The 24,497-nt window shown below is 51.0% G+C and carries 23 protein-coding genes and 1 pseudogene; 7 read left to right on the top strand and 17 right to left on the bottom strand.

The features are described from left to right. Positions 1 to 22 precede the first annotated feature (22 nt). Complete coding sequence (locus tag ACQG03_RS11075; protein ID WP_063163049.1) at positions 23 to 922, top strand: LysR family transcriptional regulator; 900 nt, start codon at positions 23 to 25, stop codon at positions 920 to 922. A gap of 185 nt (positions 923 to 1,107) precedes the next feature. Here the strand turns inward: ACQG03_RS11075 and ACQG03_RS11070 are convergent, their stop codons facing one another. Together ACQG03_RS11070 and ACQG03_RS11065 are read right to left on the bottom strand one after the other, a co-directional pair. Further along, the gene (locus ACQG03_RS11070; protein ID WP_022648132.1) at positions 1,108 to 2,157 is read right to left on the bottom strand and encodes an NAD(P)-dependent alcohol dehydrogenase; all 1,050 of its coding nucleotides are present in this window, start codon (positions 2,155 to 2,157) and stop codon (positions 1,108 to 1,110) included. Positions 2,158 to 2,829: 672 nt separating this feature from the next. Beyond that, positions 2,830 to 3,736 (bottom strand): annotated as a pseudogene (locus ACQG03_RS11065) (AraC family transcriptional regulator). Between the two features lie 282 nt (positions 3,737 to 4,018). On the opposite strand from ACQG03_RS11065, the gene ACQG03_RS11060 reads away from it, so the two are divergent. The 3 genes from ACQG03_RS11060 (at position 4,019) to ACQG03_RS11050 (ending at position 5,471) form a co-directional block, all read left to right on the top strand. After that, a complete protein-coding gene (locus ACQG03_RS11060) occupies positions 4,019 to 4,276 on the top strand; it encodes a hypothetical protein (protein WP_063163050.1) in 258 nt (85 codons plus the stop codon). 137 nt (positions 4,277 to 4,413) lie between these two features. Continuing rightward, positions 4,414 to 4,785 carry a DUF2255 family protein gene (locus tag ACQG03_RS11055; RefSeq protein WP_063163051.1) on the top strand — a complete coding sequence of 124 codons (372 nt, stop codon included), beginning with the start codon at positions 4,414 to 4,416 and terminating at the stop codon, positions 4,783 to 4,785. A 146-nt stretch (positions 4,786 to 4,931) separates the two neighbouring features. Further along, a complete protein-coding gene (locus tag ACQG03_RS11050; RefSeq protein ID WP_237765592.1) occupies positions 4,932 to 5,471 on the top strand; it encodes an NAD(P)H-dependent oxidoreductase in 540 nt (179 codons plus the stop codon). 327 nt (positions 5,472 to 5,798) lie between these two features. On the opposite strand, the gene ACQG03_RS11045 is transcribed toward ACQG03_RS11050, so the two are convergent. Beyond that, positions 5,799 to 7,091 (bottom strand): glycoside hydrolase family 28 protein, encoded by a 1,293-nt coding sequence (locus ACQG03_RS11045; RefSeq protein ID WP_063163052.1) that lies wholly within the window; start codon positions 7,089 to 7,091, stop codon positions 5,799 to 5,801. A gap of 104 nt (positions 7,092 to 7,195) precedes the next feature. After that, the gene (locus ACQG03_RS11040; RefSeq protein WP_063163053.1) at positions 7,196 to 7,954 is read right to left on the bottom strand and encodes a DeoR/GlpR family DNA-binding transcription regulator; all 759 of its coding nucleotides are present in this window, start codon (positions 7,952 to 7,954) and stop codon (positions 7,196 to 7,198) included. 86 nt (positions 7,955 to 8,040) lie between these two features. On the opposite strand from ACQG03_RS11040, the gene ACQG03_RS11035 reads away from it, so the two are divergent. Both ACQG03_RS11035 and tam read left to right on the top strand, forming a co-directional pair. Continuing rightward, entirely contained in the window at positions 8,041 to 8,625 is a 585-nt protein-coding gene (locus ACQG03_RS11035) for an NUDIX domain-containing protein (protein WP_045329825.1), read from the top strand. Between the two features lie 84 nt (positions 8,626 to 8,709). Further along, the gene (gene tam, locus ACQG03_RS11030; protein WP_063163054.1) at positions 8,710 to 9,468 is read left to right on the top strand and encodes a trans-aconitate 2-methyltransferase; all 759 of its coding nucleotides are present in this window, start codon (positions 8,710 to 8,712) and stop codon (positions 9,466 to 9,468) included. A 6-nt stretch (positions 9,469 to 9,474) separates the two neighbouring features. Here tam and ACQG03_RS11025 read toward each other — a convergent pair whose 3' ends face one another. The 9 genes from ACQG03_RS11025 to ACQG03_RS10985 form a co-directional block, all read right to left on the bottom strand. After that, positions 9,475 to 10,665, bottom strand: a complete 1,191-nt coding sequence (locus ACQG03_RS11025; protein WP_063163055.1) for a cytochrome c biogenesis protein/redoxin — start codon at positions 10,663 to 10,665, stop codon at positions 9,475 to 9,477. Between the two features lie 135 nt (positions 10,666 to 10,800). Further along, positions 10,801 to 12,096, bottom strand: a complete 1,296-nt coding sequence (locus tag ACQG03_RS11020) for an ATP-binding protein (protein ID WP_063163056.1) — start codon at positions 12,094 to 12,096, stop codon at positions 10,801 to 10,803. Continuing rightward, positions 12,093 to 12,833 carry a response regulator gene (locus ACQG03_RS11015; protein ID WP_022648124.1) on the bottom strand — a complete coding sequence of 247 codons (741 nt, stop codon included), beginning with the start codon at positions 12,831 to 12,833 and terminating at the stop codon, positions 12,093 to 12,095. The genes ACQG03_RS11020 and ACQG03_RS11015 overlap by 4 nt, the downstream gene beginning before the upstream one ends. A 44-nt stretch (positions 12,834 to 12,877) precedes the next feature. Beyond that, entirely contained in the window at positions 12,878 to 13,873 is a 996-nt protein-coding gene (locus ACQG03_RS11010; protein WP_038416060.1) for an alpha/beta fold hydrolase, read from the bottom strand. A 134-nt stretch (positions 13,874 to 14,007) separates the two neighbouring features. After that, on the bottom strand, positions 14,008 to 14,235 hold the full coding sequence (locus tag ACQG03_RS11005; RefSeq protein WP_254909581.1) for a GNAT family N-acetyltransferase: 228 nt from the start codon (positions 14,233 to 14,235) through the stop codon (positions 14,008 to 14,010). Between the two features lie 11 nt (positions 14,236 to 14,246). Further along, positions 14,247 to 16,475: a peptidase domain-containing ABC transporter gene (locus ACQG03_RS11000; RefSeq protein WP_063163057.1), complete on the bottom strand. Its 2,229-nt coding sequence runs from the start codon at positions 16,473 to 16,475 to the stop codon at positions 14,247 to 14,249. Further along, positions 16,475 to 17,728: an HlyD family secretion protein gene (locus ACQG03_RS10995; protein WP_032624257.1), complete on the bottom strand. Its 1,254-nt coding sequence runs from the start codon at positions 17,726 to 17,728 to the stop codon at positions 16,475 to 16,477. The genes ACQG03_RS11000 and ACQG03_RS10995 overlap by 1 nt, the downstream gene beginning before the upstream one ends. A 14-nt stretch (positions 17,729 to 17,742) precedes the next feature. Further along, positions 17,743 to 17,988, bottom strand: coding sequence for a CPBP family intramembrane glutamic endopeptidase (locus ACQG03_RS10990; RefSeq protein ID WP_071967683.1), 246 nt, complete (start codon positions 17,986 to 17,988; stop codon positions 17,743 to 17,745). 875 nt (positions 17,989 to 18,863) lie between these two features. Continuing rightward, a complete protein-coding gene (locus ACQG03_RS10985; protein ID WP_400168957.1) occupies positions 18,864 to 19,220 on the bottom strand; it encodes a hypothetical protein in 357 nt (118 codons plus the stop codon). Positions 19,221 to 19,664: 444 nt separating this feature from the next. Here ACQG03_RS10985 and ACQG03_RS10980 point away from each other — a divergent pair, with 444 nt between their 5' ends. Further along, the gene (locus ACQG03_RS10980; RefSeq protein WP_023300104.1) at positions 19,665 to 20,213 is read left to right on the top strand and encodes a GNAT family N-acetyltransferase; all 549 of its coding nucleotides are present in this window, start codon (positions 19,665 to 19,667) and stop codon (positions 20,211 to 20,213) included. Here ACQG03_RS10980 and ACQG03_RS10975 read toward each other — a convergent pair. From ACQG03_RS10975 to ACQG03_RS10960, 4 genes are all read right to left on the bottom strand, one after another. Beyond that, positions 20,201 to 21,115 (bottom strand): bestrophin family protein, encoded by a 915-nt coding sequence (locus ACQG03_RS10975; RefSeq protein ID WP_003857155.1) that lies wholly within the window; start codon positions 21,113 to 21,115, stop codon positions 20,201 to 20,203. The genes ACQG03_RS10980 and ACQG03_RS10975 overlap by 13 nt on opposite strands. A 201-nt stretch (positions 21,116 to 21,316) precedes the next feature. Beyond that, positions 21,317 to 22,768, bottom strand: a complete 1,452-nt coding sequence (locus ACQG03_RS10970) for a tagaturonate reductase (protein WP_045308111.1) — start codon at positions 22,766 to 22,768, stop codon at positions 21,317 to 21,319. Between the two features lie 116 nt (positions 22,769 to 22,884). After that, the gene (locus ACQG03_RS10965; RefSeq protein WP_023300102.1) at positions 22,885 to 23,412 is read right to left on the bottom strand and encodes a GNAT family N-acetyltransferase; all 528 of its coding nucleotides are present in this window, start codon (positions 23,410 to 23,412) and stop codon (positions 22,885 to 22,887) included. A gap of 82 nt (positions 23,413 to 23,494) precedes the next feature. After that, positions 23,495 to 24,460, bottom strand: coding sequence for a sensor domain-containing diguanylate cyclase (locus ACQG03_RS10960; protein WP_022648115.1), 966 nt, complete (start codon positions 24,458 to 24,460; stop codon positions 23,495 to 23,497). Positions 24,461 to 24,497 lie beyond the last annotated feature (37 nt).

Raw genomic sequence — 24,497 nt, 5'->3', positions numbered from 1 at the left:
TCCAGAGAACAGGTGACGAAGCATGTCAGGCGAAATATTCCGGGATCTAACTGCATTTATTACCATTGCCCGGCACAGAAGCTTTACCAGAGCGGCCGCAGAGCTCGGCGTTTCGCAATCAGCATTAAGCCATGCCATCCGCAATCTGGAAGAGCGGATCGGGCTGCGTCTTTTGATTCGTACCACACGCAGCGTTTCCCCGACCGAGGCGGGTAAAAGATTGCTGGAACGCGTTTCCCCCAGGCTGGATACGATTGCCCGTGAGCTGACCTCCGTCAGGGATTTGAGCAGTACTATTGCGGGTACGGTAAGAATGACGGTCTCTGATTTTGCCTATAAGACTTTTGTATGGCCACGCCTCAGCGAAACGCTACGCCATTATCCGGACGTCAGGCTTGAGCTCTCTCTGGATGCAGCACTGACCGATATAATTACGGAGAGATTTGATGCCGGTATCAGGGACGGTGATTCGCTTGGCAAAAATATGGCCTCTGTGCGCATCAGCCCGGACTTACGTTATTCAGCAGTTGCCTCTCCCGGTTATGTTCAGGAGAAAGGGCTACCGCTTATACCCGGTGATTTAGGCCAGTATTCCTGTATTAGTACCCGCTTTACGCCAGGGGGAAGCACAACGCCATGGATAGTGAAGGAAAATGAAACGGGGCAGATTTTACGGCCTGCGGGCCATCTGATCTTTAATTCATATTATGCTGCGATGGATGCAGCGCTGGCGGGTTACGGCATTGCCTTTTTACCGGAGATACTCAGCCAGCCATGGCTGGATTCAGGAAAACTTGTGCCGATCCTGCCTGGATGGTGGGCAGAACGACCGGGTTTTTATATTTACTATCCGGGAGAACGTCAGATGCTGCCTGCGCTCTCCATGATTGTTGAAACGCTGCGATATGAGCCGCCAGTATAATGCCATTTCTGCTCAGAACCGCTTGACCCGGGAAGCAGTGAAAGGCCAGGCTTATCCACCTGGCCGTTACAAAGATCCTTCGTCCCCGGAGCGCATGCCCGAAATACGCCTGATAGCCGGATGTGCAGGTGTGCGGCAGGCAGTTCCGATCAAGTCTTTTCCGACGCTACAGACACGCTGAAGAATTATTCTGCACTTAACGTAGCCATATCAATGACAAAGCGATGAGCCATGTCCCCTTTTTCAAGACGGGAGAAAGCATCATTGATGTGCTCTATGTTGATCATTTCACAATCCGGATAGACATCATGTGCCGCGCAGAAATTAAGAAGCTCCTGCGTTTCGGCAATGCCACCAATTAACGATCCTGCAATGCGACGTCGTCCCATAATCAGCGGGACCGTTACGGGTTCTTCCAGCGGACCAACCTGTCCGACAATGATTAACGTACCGTCGACATCCAGCAGAGGAGTGAAGGTATTTACGTCATGTTTGACAGGAGCAGTATCGATAATCACATCAAAAGAACTGGCTGCTTTTTCAAGTTCAGCCTGATCGGTGGAGGCAAGAATGCCTTTAGCACCCAGAGTAATCGCCTCTTTTTCTTTATTACGGCTCCGGCTGATGACCGTAACTTCAGCCCCCATGGCGACAGCGATTTTTACAGCCATATGACCTAGCCCCCCGAGACCAATCACCCCGACACGGCTTCCTGACTTCACATTCCATGTTTTTAAAGGGGAGTAGGTAGTGATACCAGCGCAAAGGATAGGCGCAGTGCGGGACAGATCCATGCCGTCCGGAATTTTGAGCACAAATTCTTCACGGACAACAATATGCTTTGAATAACCGCCTTGCGTGATTTCGCCGGTTACTCGATCAGGAACCCCGTAAGTGGGTGTCATGCCCTGGCGGCAGAACTGCTCCTCACCGTGGGTACACTGGTCGCACTGCATGCAACTGTCGACCATACAACCGACCGCGACATTATCGCCAATCTGATATTTAGTGACACCGCTACCCGTCGCTTTCACCACGCCAACAATTTCATGTCCGGGTACCAGCGGATACGACTGCGGGCCCCAGTCGCCGTTCACCGTATGCAGGTCAGAATGACACACACCACAATAAAGGATTTCGATGGCGATATCATTTTCCTTCAGCTCACGTCGGGTAAATTGATAAGGCGCTAATGTCGCACTGGAAGAGAATGCAGCATATCCGACTGTTTTCATAAAACCTCAAATCTGATAATTAATTGATACGTCAAATAAAACGGAAAGCGATAAACAATTTATGGTGTACAAATAAAGCACGAACTAATGATATTTATTTTCCCACCCGTCATGTGATATTGATTATTTACTAGTGTATGGTGCTGCTATCAGATTGCAACATCATAAAACTGATAACACTTATAACTGAAATTAATAAATTACGCGCAGCCTCAGATATTCAATTGAGTTTCAGCCGCGATGCTAATCGCGACGGGTCAGATTTTTATCTTCATCCATTTCTACACTCCCGTTAATATTTCTAATCGGATCAGGCTTCCGCTTCAGAATGAAAACTGAATGTACTTTGGTTGTGGCCAACCTGGATAGTTGAGCTTTCCTTGATGCCTCATATTAACACCCTGGCACCATTATAAAATTAAGCCTTTAAGGGTGAACAGAGAATAATTTACCTGTCAGGGATGACATAAAAATACACAATTACAACAAATAATTTGCCTGATCCTCTGAGGGTTGAACATCCACATCAATTTACAGGGGTGAAATGTCAATGAATGTTCAGTTCCGAAACACTACTGGAATTTGCCTTCGCAAGCTCATTAATAAGCTAATGATACATATAATGCTTTCCCGGGGCGGGGTAGTGCACGAAAAAAACCAGCTCGTTAAATATCATATTTTCCCGGCAGCTTTTCTCAGAACAGTTATATCTCTTTTAGGTGATTCCCCGAACATTCTCGTATATTCCCGGCTGAAATGGGACAGGCTTTCGTAACCGACAGCATAGGCTGCTGTGGTGACATCGTAATGATCGGTCAGCATCAGTCGCCTGGCTTCATTGAGGCGCAGCCATTTCTGATACCGGAGCGGACTCATTCCCGCGAGCTGCCTGAAGTGTTGGTGGAAAGAGGGCGTACTCATTTGCACGCGAGCTGCCAGCTCCTCGACACGCAAAGATGATGCTATATTGGTTTTTAACCAGTCGATAGCTTTCCCGATACGGTAGCCATGGCCGTCTACTGCTGCAATCTGTCTGAGATTGATCGCTCATCAAAAGCCGGTAATGTATCTCCCTTTGAATCAGCGGTCCCAGAACAGGTATGGCTTCAGGCTCGTCAAGCAAGGAAAGCAGGCGGCAGAAAGGCTCCAGCAGAACATCAGTCATGGTACCTATACCTACACCTGTACCCGCGTCACGTTTTTTGACAGGCGGCAGGCATCCCTGTGCAATTAATTCCATCAAAACACGCTGGTCAAGTTTATAGGATACTCCAACACAGGGCCGTGAAGCTGTTGCCTGTAACACTTCCGAACTGGCCGGTAAATCGAGTGAGGTTATAAGGAATTTTTCAGCATTATATTCATAGGGTTCACCGCCAACCCACATGATCTTTGCCCCTTCTGCCACCAGTACGATACTCGGCGGTACCAGGCAGCTCACAGGAGGTGCAGGTTCGTTACGCCGGAAGAGTTCCAGCCCGTCGACAGCTGTAGGTAAATCGCCGGTACCGGGTATGCGCCGGGTAATATCCCTGGAAAGCAAGCCGATTAGTTTCTCAACTGACTTGTCTGAAATCATTCTGTATGTCTCACATTGGTCATGTTTTTGGGACGTCGTCAACTTACCAGTTACGTATACAGAATCATACGCTTTGGTATCAGGTTAAGAGGATCGGGCAAATAATGCAGAGTATTTTAATAACGCATTTCAGGAAATAGCCCCAGAATATTTTTTACATAACTCACCACATCGCCCTGTGTTTACAGAACAGTGTCTTTCCCCTGTCAGATACTGCTCCCCTAGCATAAGGTGTTCAGAGGATGAGATTTGAAATACGTATGATCTCTAAGAGTGTGCAGAATGGATAGTAAACGAACGTTTTCACTCAGCTATGAAGACCTGACCAGTGAGTGTGTGAAGATGATAAAAGAACTTCAGACCAGCGCGGCCAGTCTCAATGGTATTGGTTATGCGCTCGTACAGACAAAAATACAGGCTGTACTGGTTCTCTGGAGCAGACTGGCAACGGCTGGTAACGCATGCCAGCTCAATTTTGTTATGGACCGACAATACCTTATACAAATGATTGCCGGTAATTCCGTCATCGAAATGCACTGATCGGCAGTCAAATGCTACGCCGACAGTCAGTTGCAGATAACACAGATTGCAACTTGTGAAGCAGAGGAAATATGTCTTAAGTTTTCTGCTTTACTCCGCAAAAGCCGAAATATCCGCATGGAAAAAGAGGAAACATTATGTCCTGGAATCCCGAACTTTTAACACAAATTGATGCGGCGGACGACCTGAAAATTGCTCCGTATCACCCCGACATGATAACGACCGGGACGCCAACATGGATTTGGGAGGTGACGGTGGATAACCGCCTTTTCGTCCGTGCATTTAGTGGTACCAGTTCAAAATGGTATCAGGCGGCATTGTCTCAACAAGCAGGTAGGATTCTGGCTATCGGACAGAAATTCGAAGTGCTGTTCGCAAAACCATCAGACCCTGAGCTTGAAAGAAAAATCGATCAGGCTTATCAGAAAAAATACTCCGGCAGCAGCTATGTTTCCGCAATGACAGGTACACGTGCAAGAGCGGCCACGGTTGAAATATTACCTTCCTGATTTTTTATTTCAGTAATTCCACGTTTTCTTTAAGGCGAGAACGTGTCCGGAAAACTTTGATTTCAGCTAAACTGGAGACAAGCATGAAACCACTCATTATGAGTACCCCGGTTAAAATGCTGGCAATTTTCCTGCTGGCCATACTGATGCCACTAAAAGGTGCCATCAGTAAAGAGAAGAGCGCCATAAGGACGCTTGTAATCGTGTCTCATCCGTATCCGGAACGGTCTGTGATGATAAAGGGGCTTCAGCAGGCGGCTGAGAGCGTACAGGGAGTGACTGTTCGTAACCTTGAAACGCTCTATGGTTTCAATACACGCAAGATAAACGGTGATGAGGAGAGGCGTATCACGCGCCAGAACGACCGGATAGTATTTATCTTTCCAACTCACTGGTTCAACATCACACCCATGATGAAAGCGTATATGAATGATACCTGGGGTAGCGTTGGTCCTGATTTATGGAAGGGTAAAGAAATGCTTATCGTTACTACTGCTGCCGGTGACGAATCAACATACGGAAAAAATGGCAGAACAGGTATCGAGCTTGCCGATGTATTCACACCAATGAAAGCCAGTGCATTACATGCAGGCATAACATGGCTACCACCTCTGGTTTTCCAGGGCGTAAGTGCCAGCCATTTGCCTGAATACCAGCGCCAGCTCATTGAGCGCCTGACTAAATAAATCTCATACACTATGATTAAACGCTTCTTAATCGGAAGCGTTTTCCTGCCATGTGGTATCTACTGATCAAGTACATACATCTGGCACATTTCGTATATTTGAAGAAAATAGCTCCTAAACATAACGTCTCTTCAAGAAGAAGATAGAGGGATAGGTAAGTGTATGATTAATCGTATCCTGTGGCCGGTTATGAACTAAATGACCGACGGACTGAATTTAACATAATATACATTATGCGCACTTAGATTGAATAGGAGTAAATCCAGCCAGTTCAGACCCATCCTTGTTCTGCTCATTCCGCGCATCATGTCCCTCTGTTCTGTGCCATCAACGTTCATAACTGTCGTTACGGTCTTGCGTGATCTCCACGGCAGTCACCTGTACATCCTTAAAGCGCAGCCCATCCACACCAGAAATTTTCCCGAACTCTGACGCGTCAATCAAAATCCCCTCCAGCGTTAACCCAACCACAGGACGCTCCGGATATCCCTCGATGAAAAATGCCCGCGAAAAGCATTTGCTGTCTGATCGACGCGCCGTCATATTTTTAATCGTCAGTCCGCTGACCGCAGTAAGACCGGCTTCGCCCTCAACACCTTCAGCCAGTTTGCGCCAGTGTTCTGGTTTATCAGATAAATTGCTCTGGTCGCCATAGCTATACTGCGGAAACCAGTTCAGTTGGATCAGCACCGGAAAACGCACGTCCGTAAGCCGTAGATTTTGTACGGTGATATCACGGATAAATCCACCCCGGTTGCGAGCAGATTTAATGCGAAACCCGACGCCCGTTCCGTTAAACGCGTTATCTTCTATCAGGACGCGTTCAATGCCACCTGAAGTTTCACTCCCCAGTGTGATCCCGGATCCCTTATTCAGCGTACATCCTCGAATCACTATATCCCGCGCGGCACGAGCTTTTTGCGCCGCTTCGCGTCCTCGTCCTGATTTGATGCAGATATTGTCGTCATTGCAGGACACAATGCAGCGTTCAATCCGCACCTGTTCGCAGGAGTCGACGTCAATCCCGTCGGTGCTCGGCCCCGCAGAATTGCTGATTTGCACGCCCTCAACCGCGATATGGCGCGAATAACAGAGGTGCATGTTCCAGAATCCGGACTCCCGACTGGTAAAATCACGCAGCAGAATACTCTGGCTTTCAAAGACCAGAATATTGCGCGGGCGCTGACAGTCATAATCAACAACCCAGCGCAATCCTCTTGCGCTGTAATCGCCGACCATGCCGCTGCGCTCGTCATCGCCCCAGTAGCGTTGCCACCAAATTGCACCCTGCCCGTCTATCGTGCCTGTACCGGTAATGCTGACGTTTTCACAATCGATGATATTAATAATGCCTGCCGGCCAGCGCATATCAATGCCCGCCACCCGGGTGTTTATCAACGGATAATCAGCCAGATCCTGGCTTCCAACGAGCTGTGCGCCAGCGTCCAGGCGAAGCGAAACACCGCTTTTCAGGAACAGTGCTCCGGTCAGAAAACGGCCTTGCGGAATAACAATGACATCGTTCTGTTGAGCGCTATTTATGGCCTGCTGAATGGCAGACGTTGACAGGCGTTGCGCGGTTGGGTCCGCGCCGCACGTCAGAATGGAGACCGCTTTCATGGCTTGTCCTTAAACAGATGAAAGCCTTAGTCTAGAAATCCGCGTGAAGGATAACCTTTGTCTGTTTGACAGCCACGCGGTCAGGCTGGCAAAAAAGCAGATATTTACTGGCTTGCGATCACCGCAACGCCCTTTTCTTTCATAGCGTTGACCCAGCGTTCATCCGTCGTGTTTTCAACAACCAGCGTATTCACCAGCGACACGTCGCCAATCACAAACGCCGAGGCTGTGTTGATCTTTTCCGGTGAGGCCAATACCACCGTTTCCGCCGCTCTGCCGGAAAATGCACGTTTGATGCATGCTTCTTCATAATCTCCGGTGGTCAGCCCGGCCTCAGGATGGACGCCGGTGACCCCCATGAAGAACAGATCCGCATGAATATTATTGATGCCTTCAATAGCGGCCGCGCCGACCGTGACGATGGAGTGTTTATACAAACGACCACCAATCAGGATCACCTCTATGCATGGATGGTCGACCAGCCCCAAAGCGATACCCGGGCTGTGCGTCACCACGGTTATCCGTAAATCGGGTGGTAAGAACGTAATAAGTTCGGAGGTGGTCGTCCCGCCATCAATGATCACCACCTGCCCCGGTGAAATGAGCTGCGCGCCTCGCCGTGCCACGCGTTTTTTTGCATCCATTTTAACGGACTGACGCTCGGCAAAAGGCGCAATCGCTGACGATGCTGGCAGTGCGCCGCCGTGAACACGCTGCAAACGCCCTTCTGCCGCCAGTTCACGTAAATCCCGGCGGATAGTGTCCTCAGACACCGAGAAAAAGAGGCTGAGCGCAGTAGACTGGACCTGACCTTCCGCCTCCAGTTTTTCCAGAATCAACTGTTTACGCTGACTTGTGAGCATAAATTATTCCTGTTGTTGCACGATATACCTTGTATTTGCACGATATTGCTGTTTATGATGCTTACTCTACGAGAGGAGAGCCAAACATGCAATCAAAACGTGCAGATATACGCATTATCAACAGCGAAACGTTGTCCGACAACTGGTATAACCTGAAAAAATACACTTTTGACCTCCAGCGCAGCGATGGCGACTGGCAGCGACAAGAGCGTGAAGTGTATGACCGGGGGAATGGCGCGACGATCCTGCTCTATAATCGCGACAGCAAAACCGTCATTCTAACGCGTCAGTTCCGTTTCCCGGTGTTTATAAATGGTCACGAAAAGGATCTCATTGAGGCGGCCGCCGGGTTGCTCGATAACCTTGACCCGGAAAGCCGGATTAAGGCCGAAGCGGAAGAAGAAACCGGGTATAAGGTGACGCGCGTAGAGAAAATTTTTGAGGCCTATATGAGCCCGGGCTCGGTTACCGAGAAACTCTACTTCTATCTGGCGGAATATCATCCGCAGGATCGGACCAGCGCGGGCGGCGGCGTTAAAGCAGAGGGAGAAGATATCGACGTACTGGAAATGACGCTGGACGACGCGCTTCGGGGCATTGAAAATGGGCAGATTGTCGACGGAAAAACCATCATGCTGCTCTATCACCTGGCCCTCAAAGGCATTTTATAATCTCACCATTAGCCAGATACCTGCCCCGGCGCAGGTATTTGCCTGTGCTATTCTTGCTGAACACCTCAACATGGAGATGCGAAAATGGCCGACTGGGATCCCTCTCTTTATCTACAGTACAGCGCAGAACGAACACGTCCCGCCGCTGAGTTACTCGCCCGGGTGCCGCTTGCTGACATAACCTCTGGCGTGGATTTGGGCTGCGGGCCAGGCAACAGCACCGCGCTGCTGAAACAGCGCTGGCCTTCTGCGCAGATCGCCGGCGTGGATAACTCCCCGGCCATGCTGGAGGAAGCCCGACAGGTCCTGCCAGACTGCCACTTTGTTGAGGCGGATATCCGGCACTACAAACCTGACCAGCCGCTCAGCCTGATCTTCGCCAACGCCTCACTGCAATGGATCCCGGACCATTACCACCTTCTGCCACACCTGGTTTCACTGCTCCAGTTAAACGGCGTGCTGGCGGTGCAAATGCCTGACAACTGGCTTGAGCCGACGCACGCCCTGATGCGTGAAGTTGCCTGGGAACAGGGCTACCCCGATCGTGGCCGCGAGCCATTGCCGGGTATCCATGCCTACTACGATATTCTGACGGAAGCGGGATGTGACGTTGATATCTGGCGCACCATCTACTTCCATCAGATGAGCTCTCATCAGGCGATTATTGACTGGGTCAGCGCGACGGGGTTACGGCCGTGGTTACAGGAACTCAACGAAAGCGAGCAGAAAAACTATCTGAAACGCTACCTTGAGCTGCTGGAAGAGCAGTATCCGCTCCAGGAGAACGGGCAGATACTGCTGGCTTTTCCGCGCCTGTTTATGGTGGCTCAGCGGGTTCCGTAAGCCGGATCAGGAACGCGCTTCCTTGAGCAACTGCTGAATCACGGCCTCCTGCTTGTCGTAGTTACCTTCGCCAAACGCGCTGTAACGCAGTTGCCCTTTCGCATCGAAATAGTAATGCGCTGGCCAGTACTGATTTCCGAACGCGCTCCAGATTTTGTAGTTATTATCCGTCACTACGCGGTACGGCAGCTGCCATTTATTGACCGCGTTTTTCACCGATGATAACGGCTTTTCCCAGGGGTATTCCGGGGTGTGGACGCCAATCACCACCAGACCTTGTGACTCATATTCCTTCGCCCAGTCACGCACGTGCGGAAGGGTATGCTGGCAGTTGATACAGTCCCAGGTCCAGAAATCGATAAGCACAACTCTCCCCCGCAAGGCCTCAGACGTGACAGGGTCACCGTTTACCCAACCCGTACCGCCGCTCAATGACGGTAGCTGGCTGCTCGGCATCGCGTCAGCGACCGGTTGCAGTTTCACCTGCGTGGAGGATGGTTGCGCAAAGCTCAACAGAGCGTTTTCCAGCTGGTCGGCAATACCGCTGGCGCCTTTCAGGACCGACGTCATTCCTGAGGCGTTGAAAGCCACGGCGGCTAACATCATCACCCCTGCGCCCTGACGCAGACGCTCCATCAATGCGGATTTGGCTCTCAGAGGGGTTATCAGCTTACGGCCCCCCGCGACAAGCAGCCCCAGCATCAACGCGCACCCACTGCCGTAAGCGGCTAACAGCGCTCCGGTTGCGATGGCCGAGTGGCCAGTAATGTTAATGCCGAAGATCGCCCCGAGAATCGGTCCTGCACAGGGGGACCACAGAAGTCCAACGGCCAGCCCTGCCAGAAAAGCCGAAAACATGCCGTGTCGCTGAACGCTGTGGGTGTTAAGAACGTTCCCCGCGCTGACCGCCGGGCTGGCAATGCGCTGAGCGAACTGCGGGAAGATCAGGGCCAGGGCGGCAATGCTCAGTACCAGCAGCGCAATCCAGCGACCGATAACGGTGGCGTCAGCGATCCAGTCACTGGCAACCGTTACTACCATCGCCACAAACGTGAACATCACTATCATTCCCGCCAGAAGCGCCAGAATATGTTTGCGCTGCCCCTGAAAGCCGGCGAACAGCAGAGGAATAACGGGAAGCGTGCACGGACTGAGCAGGCTAATCATGCCGCCTAAAAAAGCGATTATCAGAAACATAACGACCTCACGATACAGTTGCTGCGAAGGTGCAGTGAGGTCATTTCACCCTGCGAATGTGTTCAGGCCGTGTGCAAAAAACTGAATTTTGTCTGCCTTCGTATCCGCACGGCGCGCAGATACACAGGCGTACAATTAAACGCGCGGAAGAGTCACGCTTACGGCCAGCCCGCCCTCTGCCCGGTTTGCAAGATGCAATTTCCCGTCAAGCTGGGCGGTGAGCTGCGCGGCAATGGCGAGGCCTAACCCGGTGCCGCCCGTTTCGCGGTTGCGCGACGTTTCAACCCGGTAGAACGGCTGTAACACCGCCCCCAGTTCTGCCTCCGGGATGCCGGGGCCGTTATCCATAATGCGGATCGCTACCTGCCTTTCATCTTCATCAATCTCTATTACCGCGCTATGGCCAAACTTGAGCGCATTATCCAGCAGATTGGTCATTACCCGGCGCAATGCCTGGGGGCGGGTGACGATCGGCAGACGTGTACTGCGAGCATGAAACTGCACGTTTTTACCAATGTCCTGATAATCACTGGCGATGCTGTTAACCCACGCGTTCAGCTCCAGCTTAAGCGTGGTCTCTTTCAGTGATTCTGATGACCGGGCATAGGCAATACCTTCTCGTACCAGGCGCGACATATTATCCAGGTCGCTCAACAACTTATCGTGGAGTTCGGGCTGATCCGCCATTTCGACCCGTAGCTTCATACGCGTGATGGGCGTCTGAAGATCGTGAGAAATGGACGCCAGAATCTGCGCGCGTTCACGCAGATAAGTTTGTATCCGCGACTGCATCTCATTAAAAGCCTGCGCCGCCTGTCGCACCTCAACCGGACCTTTTTCAGTCATAGGAGAATGGGCCGCAGGATCGAGGGAATCAACCGCGCGCGTGAATTGCAGGAAAGGCCGGACAACCTGGCGCACGGCAATCCAGGAGCAGAGCGCGACAAGTAACAACTGAAGAACCAGCACCACGGGTAACCAGCTGGCGACTGGCGGCATGCGCGGGATCAGATCGATAGTGAGCGGTGCGCCGTCGCGGAGCGTCAGATGGGCCTGAATGTGGGAAACACGCCCCGGCACTGCCGTAAACTGGAGCGGATATTGAACTGAAAGCGTCTCTTTCAGGGTGCGAATCGCATCCTGCGAGCGCTTGTCCGTTGGCGCAGCGCCTGCCTCGCCGGGACCAAGGATATAACGATAATTACCGCGACCGAGCCGTTCCAGCCACTCTGGCCGCTCTTTGGCCGGAAGCCGGTCGAGAATGGCCACGCTGGTCGCCACGTCATTCTCAAGATTGCCCAGCATAACCGTGCGCGCGCTGTGCATTCGCTCAACCATGACCAGCGTCAGGCTGAGCGCGTTAGCCAGCAAGAGTCCAAGCAGCACAATGATCAGCAGCCGGGCCAGTAAGGTGCGGGGCCACAGCGTCATTCATTGGCCTCGACGATGGTCACCGGCATAGTAAAAACGTAGCCTTCGCTGCGAACGGTTTTAATGTAGGCTGGCGAGCGGGCATCTTCATTCAGGCGCTGTCGCACGCGGCTCACCAGGAGATCAATCGAACGCTCAAACAGCTCGGCATCACGTCCCTGCGTCAGGTTCAGCAGTTGATCGCGGGTCAGCACCCGTTGAGGATGATCGAGAAATACACGCAGAAGGCGATATTCCGCCCCGCTGAGCGCCACAACCATCCCCTCGTTATCAATCAGATGACGCGCCACGGTATCCAGCTGCCATTCACCGAACACCACCAGGCGCCCTGCCTCGGTCACCTGAAGATTAGGCGGCATAGTACGAAAACGGCGCAGGATAGTTTTGATACGCGCCAGCAGTTCGCGGGCCACAAACGGTTTTACCACATAATCGTCGGCGCCCATCTCCAGCCCCAGGATCCGGTCCATGTCCTCGTTGCGCGCGGTGAGCATCAGGATCGGCAGATCCTTATGCCTGCTGCTGCGCAGCTGTCGACACACCGTCAGGCCATCATCACCGGGCATCATCACGTCCAGCACCACCAGGTCGATATGCTGTTTGTCGAGCACCATGCGCATCTCTTTTCCGTTCGCCGCACCAGAGGCGTGATAGCCGGATTTCACGAGGTAATCGACAATCAGTTCACGAATATCCCTGTCGTCATCGACGACAAGGATGTGATCAATATGCTCCACCGCAGGCTCCTGATTAAGAGGTAACGGATTGAAAATAGCACATATCAGAGCTTATCCGCGTCGACAACGGCTTTAACAAAGTCCTGCGGATCTTCTTGCGGCGGGTTGTGGCCCACCGTTGCGCCGAAAGTACGGTGCTCATATTTTCCGGTAAATTTCCCGGCATAGGCCGCAGGTGCAGGGTGTGGCGCCCCGTTATTGCCGCCTTCAATGGTGATGGTCGGCACCGTAATGTTCGGCAGCGTCGCCAGTTTTTGTTCATAGGCGTCATATTTAGGCTCCCCTTTTTCCAGACCCAGACGCCAGCGGTAATTACTGAGCGTGACGGCAACGTGGTCCGGGTTATCGAGGGATTTGGCGCTGGCATTGAAGGTGGCATCGCTGAATTTCCAGTCCGGCGAAGCCTGGGACCAGATCAGCCGGGCAAAATCGTGCGTATTTTTAGCATAGCCTTCCGCCCCGCGCGGCGTGGCGAAATAGAACTGATACCACCACTGAACTTCTGCCTTCGGCGGTAAAGGCTGTTTGCCAATCGCCTGGCTGCTGATCAGGTAGCCACTTACCGAGACCAGCGATTTCACCCGTTCCGGCCAGAGCGCCGCAACGATATCCGCCGTACGTGCACCCCAGTCATAACCGGCAAACACCGCCTGTTTGATATCCAGGGCGTCCATCAGGTTGACGATGTCTTTCGCCATTGCCGAAGGCTGGCCGTTTCGCGGCGTTTTATCAGAAATAAAGCGCGTGGTGCCGTACCCGCGCAGGGACGGCACAATGACACGATACCCTTTCGCGGCCAGCGCGGGGGCCACTTCAGCGTAGCTGTGAATGTCGTACGGCCAGCCATGCAGCAGGATCACCGGTTGCCCCTCTTTCGGCCCGATATCGACATAACCGACGTTAAGATCGCCAGCGTTAATCTGTTTTACCTGGTTGAAGGCCGACGCGTAATCCTTGCCCATCGCTTCCGCCTGACAGGACATCACGGTGCCAAGCGAAACGGTCAGGGCGACTGCTGAGTATGCGAGTTTGTTAAACATGATGTTATCTCCGGGTGAGTTCAGTTGACGGAGATATAACACCATGCGTTTGTATAAAGGATGTGTGCGGATGCGGTTTTATTGCATACCTGTGTATGTATCACAGACGCAGATACAGTGTGATACAAACCCGGTTAAGGGGTGATTCGGTACCGGACGTAATCGTCGGCTTCACCATAGTGGTCATACAGCTTACGCGCCGGATTGTGCATGCGGGTTACCCAGTAGAGTTTTGACCACCCTTCCCGCTTACCCTCATCGATCAGGGCGTCGATAAGCGCTTTACCCGCCCCTGCGCCACGTTCGGCAGCGTCAACAAATAGATCTTCCAGATAGGGGTAAGTTTGGATATCGAAAATTATGTACGTTAAGGTTAATTTTTTGCCATCACGTCATTAGTATATTCACAAACAGACTCGCCATTATTGACTGTATGCTGGAGATTCAGCTCCGTTAAGTAGCCGTCTGCCAGATACAAAACCCGGTCTGCAGAGGCTATGGTTTCCGGGCGATGGGCTATCAGCAGAACAGGAAGCCCCAGTTGACGTAAGGTCTGGCTTATCCGGATTTCACTCTCAACATCAAGGTGGCTGGTCGCTTCATCCAGTAACAGGAATCCCGGTTTCTTGTACAACGCCCTTGCCAGCAGAATGCGTTGTTTTTGTCCTCCGGAAAGCCCTCCGCCGGTTTCACCAATCAGCGTCTGATACCCCATCGGCATTGCCATAACATCGCTGTCGATAAGTGCCAGTCTTGCGCACTGGATCATTCGTTCATAATTTCGGTCATCACTGAAAAAAATAATGTTATCTGCTACAGAACCTTTGAAAAGATGGTCATCCTGCAGTACGGTACCGATACGCTGACGAACCTGAAAATAATCCGGATGCGTATGCAATATGCCAAATGCCCTGATCCTGCCCTCATCAGGGATGTGGATCCCAAGGATAAGCTTCACCAGTGTCGTTTTCCCGCATCCGGATTTACCTGTAATGGCAACGACTTCTCCGGGATTGAGTGTCAGCGACACCCCGCCGATTATCGGATTTTCCCCTCCCTTGTGGCTGAAGATGATGTGCTCAAGTACTAGAGGAGCATGAGCATATTCATCCATCTCCCTGCGGGATACAGAAGGAATGTGCGAAGCGTTGTTATGCTCACGAAAAGGCTGTTGCTGAAGGCCTTCTGTCGGGGTCAGTACAATATCAGCCAGTCGTTCGTTGTAAACATCGAGCATACGCCAGGAAAAAAACTTATCAGTCAGGCTACTGATACTGGAAGAAAAACGCGTCTGATAGGATAAATAAGCAACCAGCATGCCGACGGTGAAGGTACCATTCAATACCTCCCCGGCGCCTTTCCACAAAATGATTGCTGATACCACGCTGCCGGTAAGAGTGTGAGCAATGTCATAGCACATCAGCAGACGGCTCTTACGCAACTGCGTATTTCTGCGGGCAACGTTGAGATTCAGCCAGGCGGCCTCACGATGTGCCGTCACACCGTTAATTCTCAGGCTGAGGATCCCGTTGAGTGTTTCAAGAAAATGCCCGGACTCCTTGGCACCTGCATCCCAGGCATCTTCTGCCGACTGTCGAAGGGACGGATACCACAGTGCCCTCAACACACCATAGAAAATGGCTGCAAGTACGGCGATCAATGTCATTTCAGGACTGTACAGCAGCATCATGCAAAGCGCAGTCACCACGAGCAACACATCCAGAATACCTTCCAGCACTTGCGTAGTCAGCGCCTGCTGGATGGTATCTACCGCCTCAAAACGAGCATTAATACTCCCCTTACTGCGTGCATCAAACCAGGCCAGAGGAAGATGGACCAGATGATGGAAAACCCGTGCTGTCCACTGCATGTTAAAATTGACGGACAGTGTAATACTCGCCCACTGGCGGGCCAGTGACAGCAGCATCTGGGTCAGTGACATCAGCATCTGGGTCAGTGACATCAGCAGAAGCGCAATAATAATGACGGTCAACAAACTCTGGTCGGCAGCCACCAGGACTTCATCAATCACCAGCTGGTTGAGAAGCGGGCTTCCCAGTGTCAGGATTTCGAGTGCCACGGCAAAAACGATAATTCGCGACATTGCCGACAACAGACCCGGTGTTTTACCTGTCAGTTGGCGCAGATGGATTTTTTTCCTTTCATCCCGAGCGGTAAAATCACTGGCTGGCATCAGCTCCAGCGCGACGCCGGTGAAATGTTTTCCAGCATCCTGTAGGGAGAGCGTTACTTTTCCCTTTTCCGGATCATGAATAACCAGCCTGCTTCCGCGAACTTTATGTAGCACAACAAAATGATTCATGTTCCAGTGGAGAATACACGGGAGAGAAAGGGATCTTAGGTCCTCAAGCTCCAGCCGAACTGCCCGGCTGGATAATCCGATACCGGCCGCACATTCAGTCAGTCTCTGCAGGGTCATCCCTTGTGAGCTGATACTGAAACGTTCGCGCAGTGTGGGTAAGTCTGTTTGCAGACCATGCCAGCAGGCCATCATGACCAGGCATGCCAGACCACATTCCGCTGACTCTGTCTGTCGGGTGAGAGGAAGCTGTTTTCTCCCGGTCCATTTGAGTGTATCCATCACAGCTTTCCTTTCAGGCTCCAGAGCGGCTCAGTCAGCCACTCCCACAAATTGCGGGTATCCAGGCTGACATCCCCCTCAAGAACCATGCCGGGGCGCAGGGCTTCCTGTTTCCCATAAGCCAGAATAAAAGTATTTTCAGGTTCAACGATGACGCGGTAATGACCTTCATTCTCCTTCCAGGTCACAGGAGATACGGAGAGTAAATCAGAAGATGTCAGCGTTGTATGGCTTATTTCACGGATAGTCCCGTACTGCACACCAAACTTCTGATAGGGGAAGGCAGAGAACCGCAGGGCAACACGCTGCCCCGCCTGAATAAAGCCAGCATTCTGACTGGTAGCATAGAGTTCTATCTGCAAACGGGCATTGTCGGGAATGAGGGTCATGACAGGTTCAGATGCCCTGACAGACTGTCCCTGTCTGACCAGCACGGCAGCAACGGTTCCGGATACCGGTGAAGTCAGCGTGAAATTTTCCTTACCTGCCAGTTCGTCCTGCTGTTGCCTGATAACCTGCAACTGCCTGTCCATTTCAGCCTTCCGGCTTTCACCCTGAACGATGAGATGGTCAAGGTCGTCTTTAGCAGCCTCCATCGCGGTGTGCAGTTGCAGAAGCCCCTGACGCTGATCCTCAACGTTTTGCTGTGACGTTGAAACGTCAATCTGCTTCTGCTGGTATTCGATATCTGATACGTAATGCGTATCAGCAAGTTTCTTATAGCGCTCCATAACAGACACGGCCAGCGCAGCCTGATGCACGGCAAGTGACAGACGCTTTTCTGCACTTTTAACCTGAGGTTTCAGGGAAACTATTCGCTGTTGTATGGCATGCTGCTGCTGACTGTTGTCACGCAATTCCAGGGTCTGTTGAGAAGTCAGCATTGTAAACTGAGTTTGTAGGGAAAGTCTTATAGCAGCGAGTGTACCTGCCCCCTGTTCGTTGAAATGTTCACCGCTGATATGATAAAGAGTCTCACCGGCAATAATGTGTTGACCTTCTGAGGCGGTCAATTTGGTTACGTAGCCAGCATATTGAGGAGTGATTTTTACCAGCCCGGATGAGGGCATAACGATTCCGGAAAGGTGAGCCTTACGTGTATAGCTACCATAAAGAATAAAGAGTATCAGGCACAGAAATATGAATAACGTTGTGAGTGCGCTTACTGATAAACCGAATGACGCAGGTAAGACAATCTCACCATAATCAGAATCTGTTTGATGATTTAAAGCCTCTTCCCTGAAGATATTCATATCCCAAACACCCTTCAAAAATTTAACGACAAAACAAAAGCATTCATGCACGAATGAATTATAATAGGATAAAAAAGCCCTCTGCTTCTTATTCTAACTATTAATAGCAATATTGACACCAAAAAAAGAATGGATTGATCTAAAATGTTATAATACTGTCCATGCATCAGACAAAAAGACAATGAAGTCAATATACATGGGATAATATACTTTTTATTAAAAATTGAGTGGAAAACACCGAAGATACAGCCCCTGTATATAATCTCCTCATAATATGGGACTACGAAGGTGGCTATTATAAATGCTATAAAACTAATATGGAAGGTCCATAATGATATAAATTATCCCTGTAAAGATAAACATTATACTGAACCAGCAAAATGACAAACAACACAACAATAGAAAATTTTATTGAAGTTAAATCTCTACTTGGGCGTAATTTAAAACCATCCAACTTCCTTAAGTAAAAAATATACAAGAAAAATGCAATTGAAAATTCCGCAATAAACAATAAGAAAAATGACACATCGAGAGTAAGATAGCGGAGGGTTATGGATGGCGATAACGTAATTATTATTGAGATAACAGACGCAATAAAAAGAACAATTACGTTTTTCTTACTATAAATGAATGGATAGACATGCCTAAAGATTATCATGTTCAACCTATTATTAATTCATATTTTTTATAAGAATCAACAAATATGGTTATGATATCGTAATCATTTTTTGATATCATGCACTTTAAATTCAGTGAACATTTGTAATGATTCCATTCTGCAACACAACAATTTTTATCGGAGTGTACTTTATTTACTTTTAAACCTATTCATCAAGTTAACGCCCCATCGAGTTACTGCTATTAATACAATCAACGCAATAAGAAACCTTGATATAATCCCTGGCCGTGATACTTCGTCAAACTCAAGAACTTCAGCGTATTTCAAAAGGGTAAATGCGATAATGAAAAAAAATAAGTAAATTAGGAAATTTAAAAATTGTTTCATGCTTAACCCGATACTTGTGATTACATTAACTTTATCAAAAATAATAGCTCAACATGACTACTTCGAATAATCATTAAATATCGAAACACCTAGAATAACATTCAGTTATAATGAGCTTTTAAATTATTATCACACACAACTCAAATTACTTACCAACGGCATTGTCCGTCCGGGGCCGTTGTAATTATTACTTTTATCTTTACTACCACGATCTGAAAAACTATCTTTTGTGCACTGGCCAGCTATAGCTCCACCAATTACCCCAGCGGTCATACCCACTGGCCCCCCAGGAGAGCCGGCGATTAGACCACCGATGATTCCTGCGCCGCATGAGTCAACGCCCTTGTAAATAGAGCCATTGTTTCCTTTTGAATTACCAGATTTAGAGCTGGTGTTACGACTACCGGCACCTTCATAATTACCGCTTCCATTGCCGCCACTTACTAATGCTATCTCATTAAGGCTTAATGCTCTTATATTCGACATAAATCATCTCCATTTAATTTAGTTTTGCATTTTGTGCTAAAAAAATATCTTACATTACTTAATGTAAAGAAAGTGTATTTATGTAAGCAATTGTAAATAAGCTATTGAATTTCGTAAACCGTAGCTCCATTTGGGAGCAGTTCAGCTCCTGCATGGGCAGGCCTATAACACGAAATCGACCTGGAGGTACGGTAATGTTCAGGCATCTTTTCTGACGTCCAGCGCGCAATCACTTCTGCGTCGTAACAGATTTTACAGCCATGGCGCATCGCTTCGTTACGGACGTGCCAGAGTGTTTCGGCTTCTTCGGGCCTGGCTTTTCTTGGCATTACATACTCCTTTATGGATAAATCTGAATAACAAAAGCACGACCAACTGGAATGTGATATTGATGAAATATCAGAACCCAAACAAATGATAACGCTCAAATATGGAGATCACCGGATGACGATACCCACGCTTACGACAGAACGCTTATTACTTAAACCCCTTGTTGCCGCCGATGCCGTCCAGATCCAGCAACGCTATCCGCGCTGGGAAATTGTCCGCTATATGGTGGCTTCAGTCCCCTGGCCCTACCCGGAAAACGGTGCAGAAAATTATGTCAACAACGTTGCACTGCCCGACATGGCCAAAGGGATTGCGTGGTTCTGGACGATTCGCCGTCGCGAAGCGCCTGATGAACTGATGGGGTTAATTTGCCTGTACGACGTCGAAGACAACAACCGGGGCTTCTGGCTCGCGCCGGAATTTCAGGGACAGGGATATATGCGTGAGGCGAGTATCGCGGCAACGGATTACTGGTTCAATACGCTTAACAAAGCGGTGTTACGCGCGCCGAAAGCGGCGGCCAACAGCCGCTCCCGACGTATTTCAGACAGCAGCGGCATGCGACTCATCAGGACAGAGAAGAAAGCCTATGTCAGCGGCCTGCTGGATTCGGAGCTGTGGGAAATCACCCGCGACGAGTGGAATGCCCGTCAGGTCAGCTGATAATGCTTATCCGGCATTAGCCTTTCAGGGATGTTCTCTTCATCGTTCATCTGCAACAGATCGCGCTCCATCATGTTGCAGATGGCGTCCAGCGGCAGATCGTTATCTTCCGTCCCAAACGGATCTTCCAGCTCTTCCGCCAGCGTATCAAGTGAGATAAAAGTGTAGGAAATCAGCGCAGAGACAAAGGGCGTCATGTAATGCAGATCAACAACCAGCGCAAACGGCAGCATGATGCAGAACAAATACACCGTCCGGTGCAGGATCAGCGTATAGGCAAACGGGACTGGCGTATTAGCGATACGCTCACAGCCTGCCAGCACGATGGACATATCGTTCAGGCGGTTGTTGAGGCTGTGAAACAGGATGTCTGAAAGGTGCCCGCTGCGCCGCCGCACGGCCAGCCACTCCCCCATGATCAGCAGGATACGGTTCGCCGGCGAGTTGGCATCCATCACTTTGCGTAAATCGTCTGGAGCCAGATAGCGGGACAGCTGATCGGCATTGGTTTCTCTGCGCAGTGTCATACGCAGACAGTTAGCAAACGCGATTTGCAGGCGGACAAACTCTCCAAGATGTTTATCATCCGGCAAGGTGTTTTTTACCTCGCGAAACAGCGAGCGCGCCGCTATCATCAACTGCCCCCAAAGCAGACGCGCCTCAACGTAGCGCGAATAACAGGCGTTATTGCGAAATCCCAGGAAGATGGCGATAGCCACGCCCAGAATGCTGAACGGCGCGACGGTAAAGCGGATACCCAGCGAGGTGTACCACGGCAGCATGACAATCACGGCGATGGAAAGCAGGAAGTTAAGCAGCAGTCGGGTATAAATTTTGGGAAGTACCGAACCATGCCAGACAAAAATCAGTTGCAGCCAGTGCTGTTGAGGACGAACAATCATAATCAGCTTCAGAAAAGTAAAGAGCGCGGCTATTAAACGTGATCCTCATCACGGTTGCAAGCATGTTAATAGTTCATTGCATTTTCTGACCTGTTAAGCCCTGACCGCACGGTGCTGCCTGTGCTTTTTAAAAAAAGGATGTATAGTATGTTGTAACTAATACTGTTCTGTAAAAAACCCGGCAAACGCCGGGCATTATGATTAGCAGAGCGGTTTCACCGCCTCGCGCATGCCTTTGCTTAAAATTGCATCCAGATCCTGCGCAACCTGGTCTACCAGTCCGTTCACCAGAGTGAGATCCTGTTCCCAGTGCTCGCTCACGCTTAACACCGACGATACCAGTTCACGGGTAGTGACTTGTTTGTCGTGATGTTGCGTCCACAGCTGCTGGTAACGTTCAAGCCAGTGCGCATCGTCCTGCACCGGATAGCGCTCACCGTTGCGCTCGGCACGGTAAAATGCAATCAGCGCCGCCAGGGCAAAGGTCAGACGTGCTGGCAGTTCACCGGTCGCCTTCTGCCCTGCCAGCAGTTGCGGCAGAATGCGGGTGCGGTACTTGGTCATCCCGTTCAGTGCAATCGACAGCAGCTGATGCTTAATATACGGATTACGGAAACGCCCCGTTACGGCACTGGCGAAGGAGTGCAGCTCATCGCGCGGCAGATCCAGGACCGGAATAATCTCCTCATAAATAGCCTTCTCTACGAACGCGCAAATCTCCCCGTCGTTCATGGCTTCCCCTACCGTATCCAGCCCGGCCTGAAAAGCGACCGGAACCAGCGCCGTGTGTGCGCCGTTGAGGATCGCCACCTTACGCTCTTTATAAGGCTTGATATCGTCAACAATCAGGACGTTGAGCGGGTATTTATCCAGGCGCAATTCAGCTGAAAGTGATTTTGGCCCCTGAATAACAAACAGGTAGAAATGTTCTGCCGTGTCGAGGAAGCTGTCGTGATAGCCCAGCCCGGCTTCCAGCTCTGCCACCTCATCACGCGGATAGCCGGTAACAATGCGGTCAACCAGCGTCGAGCAGAAGGTGTTAGCGTTATTCAGCCACGCAATGAATGCCGCTGGCAGCGCCCACTCCTGTGCATAGCGCAGCACCAGTTCACGCAGGGCATCGCCGTTATAGTCGATAAGCTCACAAGGAATGATGATCCAGCCTTTATCCGCAGCCCCGTTAAAGTGGGTAAAGCGTTCGAACAGCAGACGCGTCAGTTTGGCCGGATAGCTGACAGCTGGCGCATCGTCAAACTTATCGCCCGCGTGATAGCCGATCCCCGCCTCCGTGGTATTGGAGAAGACAAACCGCATCTCCGGGTTATGGGCGAGTTTCAGGAATTCATCGTACTGGCTATAGACGCTGATTTCACGATTCACGGAACGAATAAGACGCGCATCGCTTACCGCTTCCCCCTCCTCATTCAGACCACGAATAATCGTGGTATACAGACCATCCTGGGTGCTCAGCGACGGCGGAAAATCACTCTGGATCGGCCGTACAATCACCACACCTGCATTGAGATCGGTATGCTCGTTTAAGAGGTCGATTTGCCAGTCAACGAACGCGCGGAGGAAGTTACCTTCGCCAAACTGGATGATACGTTCAGGGTAGCGCGCACCGGGGAAATCACGACGGTTGAGTGTGTTCACAATGGAGGTCCTTTATGATTAGTCATACAGCCTGATAAGATTGGTGTGATAACTTATCAAAACTTCAGGACCAGAACCCCTGTCTGGATCAACTCAGGACGCGATGGTGAAAAATATCAAAGAAATTTATAGAACACCGAGGTCGCCGTCATGTCCCCGTTCGGCATCAGGGCGTAGCGTGGGATCTCCCCCGCCTTTTGCCAGCCCGCTCTCTGATAAAATGTCTCCGCGCCGCTGCCGGTCGAGGTATCAAGCACCAGCACCGTAAGCGCTTTTTCACGCGCAACCGCCTCCAGGGCTTCCATCAGCGCCATTGCCGCACCTTTACGGCGCGCCTTCTCATGTACCAGAAGTTTCGCGACATCTGCGCGGTGCGGCTGGTTTTCCGGCTGGTCGGTGATCAGCTGGACCGTGCCAACCAGCCCCTGCTCCGCGTCAAAACAGCCCAGGACGGTACGCTCGTCGCGCCCGACGCTGTCTGCGACGCCGAGCCAGAAGGTTTGGGCTTTCTCGGGAGAAAAAGGCAGCATAAAGCTGACGGAGGCGCCGCCGTTGACACAGTTGACGAGGATATCGCTCAGGGCATCAATGTGGGTGAGGATGTCCTGTCGGGAGAGAGGTTTAATCAGCATGGGAGAGTTCATTGCGCGTCCTTAGGTTGAATCTCTCCACTTTGCTATTAACATTTTTGTTACGCAATAAGCGATGACATAGGATTTCGTTATGTCATTTTTCGCCGTGATGTTGCCGCTTCATGGCGTACATTTGCGCATCCGCGTGTTTTAACCATGCCTGCATATCGTTGCGGTGATGATCGAACTCGCTCAGCCCCCAGGAGAACTGTAACGACCAGGGATGCAGCTGACGCGCGTTATACTTCTCCGTTTGTTCGACAAGATACTGCATGGCGATCCAGGCGCCAGGCTCATCGGTATCCGCAAACAGCACCGCGAACTCATCTCCCCCGAAACGCACCAGCATGTCGGCCTCGCGGAATGAGGAGCGCATCAGGGCGGCCATCGCTTTCAGGGCCTTGTCGCCCTCCTGATGCCCGAAGCGATCGTTAATGGTTTTGAAATGGTCCAGATCCAGCCAGCCAAGCGTTAACGGTTCTGCCCTACGCTGCGAAACCGACAGTGCAAACTGCGCAAACTGGTTAAACCCGCGTCGGTTAAACAGGCCCGTGAGTTCATCGGTCGTGGCGGCGCTAACGGCTGCAAATTCATCTTCTGCCAGCGCGCTGAGATCGGCCAGTACGGCGGAATCCGCCGCGGTAAACTCACGCGGTGCGTAATCAATGAGACACAACGATCCTACGCACGCCCCGTCACGTAAACGCAGCGGGAAACCGGCATAAAAGCGCACGCCCGGATCTCCCGCCACCTGCGGATTATCCGCAAAGCGTTCGTCCAGCAGCGTGTCAGCCACCACCAGCGGCGCGTCACCCAGGATCGTATGACCACAAAACGAGAGATCGCGAGGCTGGCTGGCGAGTGCCCGGCCGTCGGCAGATTTCACGATCGCAGCGTGGTCATCCACCAGCGTAATCATCGCCAGCGGCACCCTGAAAAAGCGTGTTGCCAGCCGCGTGAGACGATCAAACGCGGGATAATTGTCGATCTCAAGCAGACCGGACTCGCGCAGCGCATTCATGCGCTCCGTTTCATTCACGGGAATTAGAGGTGCTTTCATGACGTCTCCTGACGCTGAGCATTAGTAAAAGCGTAGC

This window comes from Enterobacter cloacae complex sp. 342H5 (genome assembly GCF_050030905.1).
GTDB lineage: Bacteria > Pseudomonadota > Gammaproteobacteria > Enterobacterales > Enterobacteriaceae > Enterobacter > Enterobacter intestinihominis.
The sequence above is the reverse complement of the archived record's forward strand: the minus strand, read 5'-3'. Positions and strand labels throughout refer to the sequence as shown.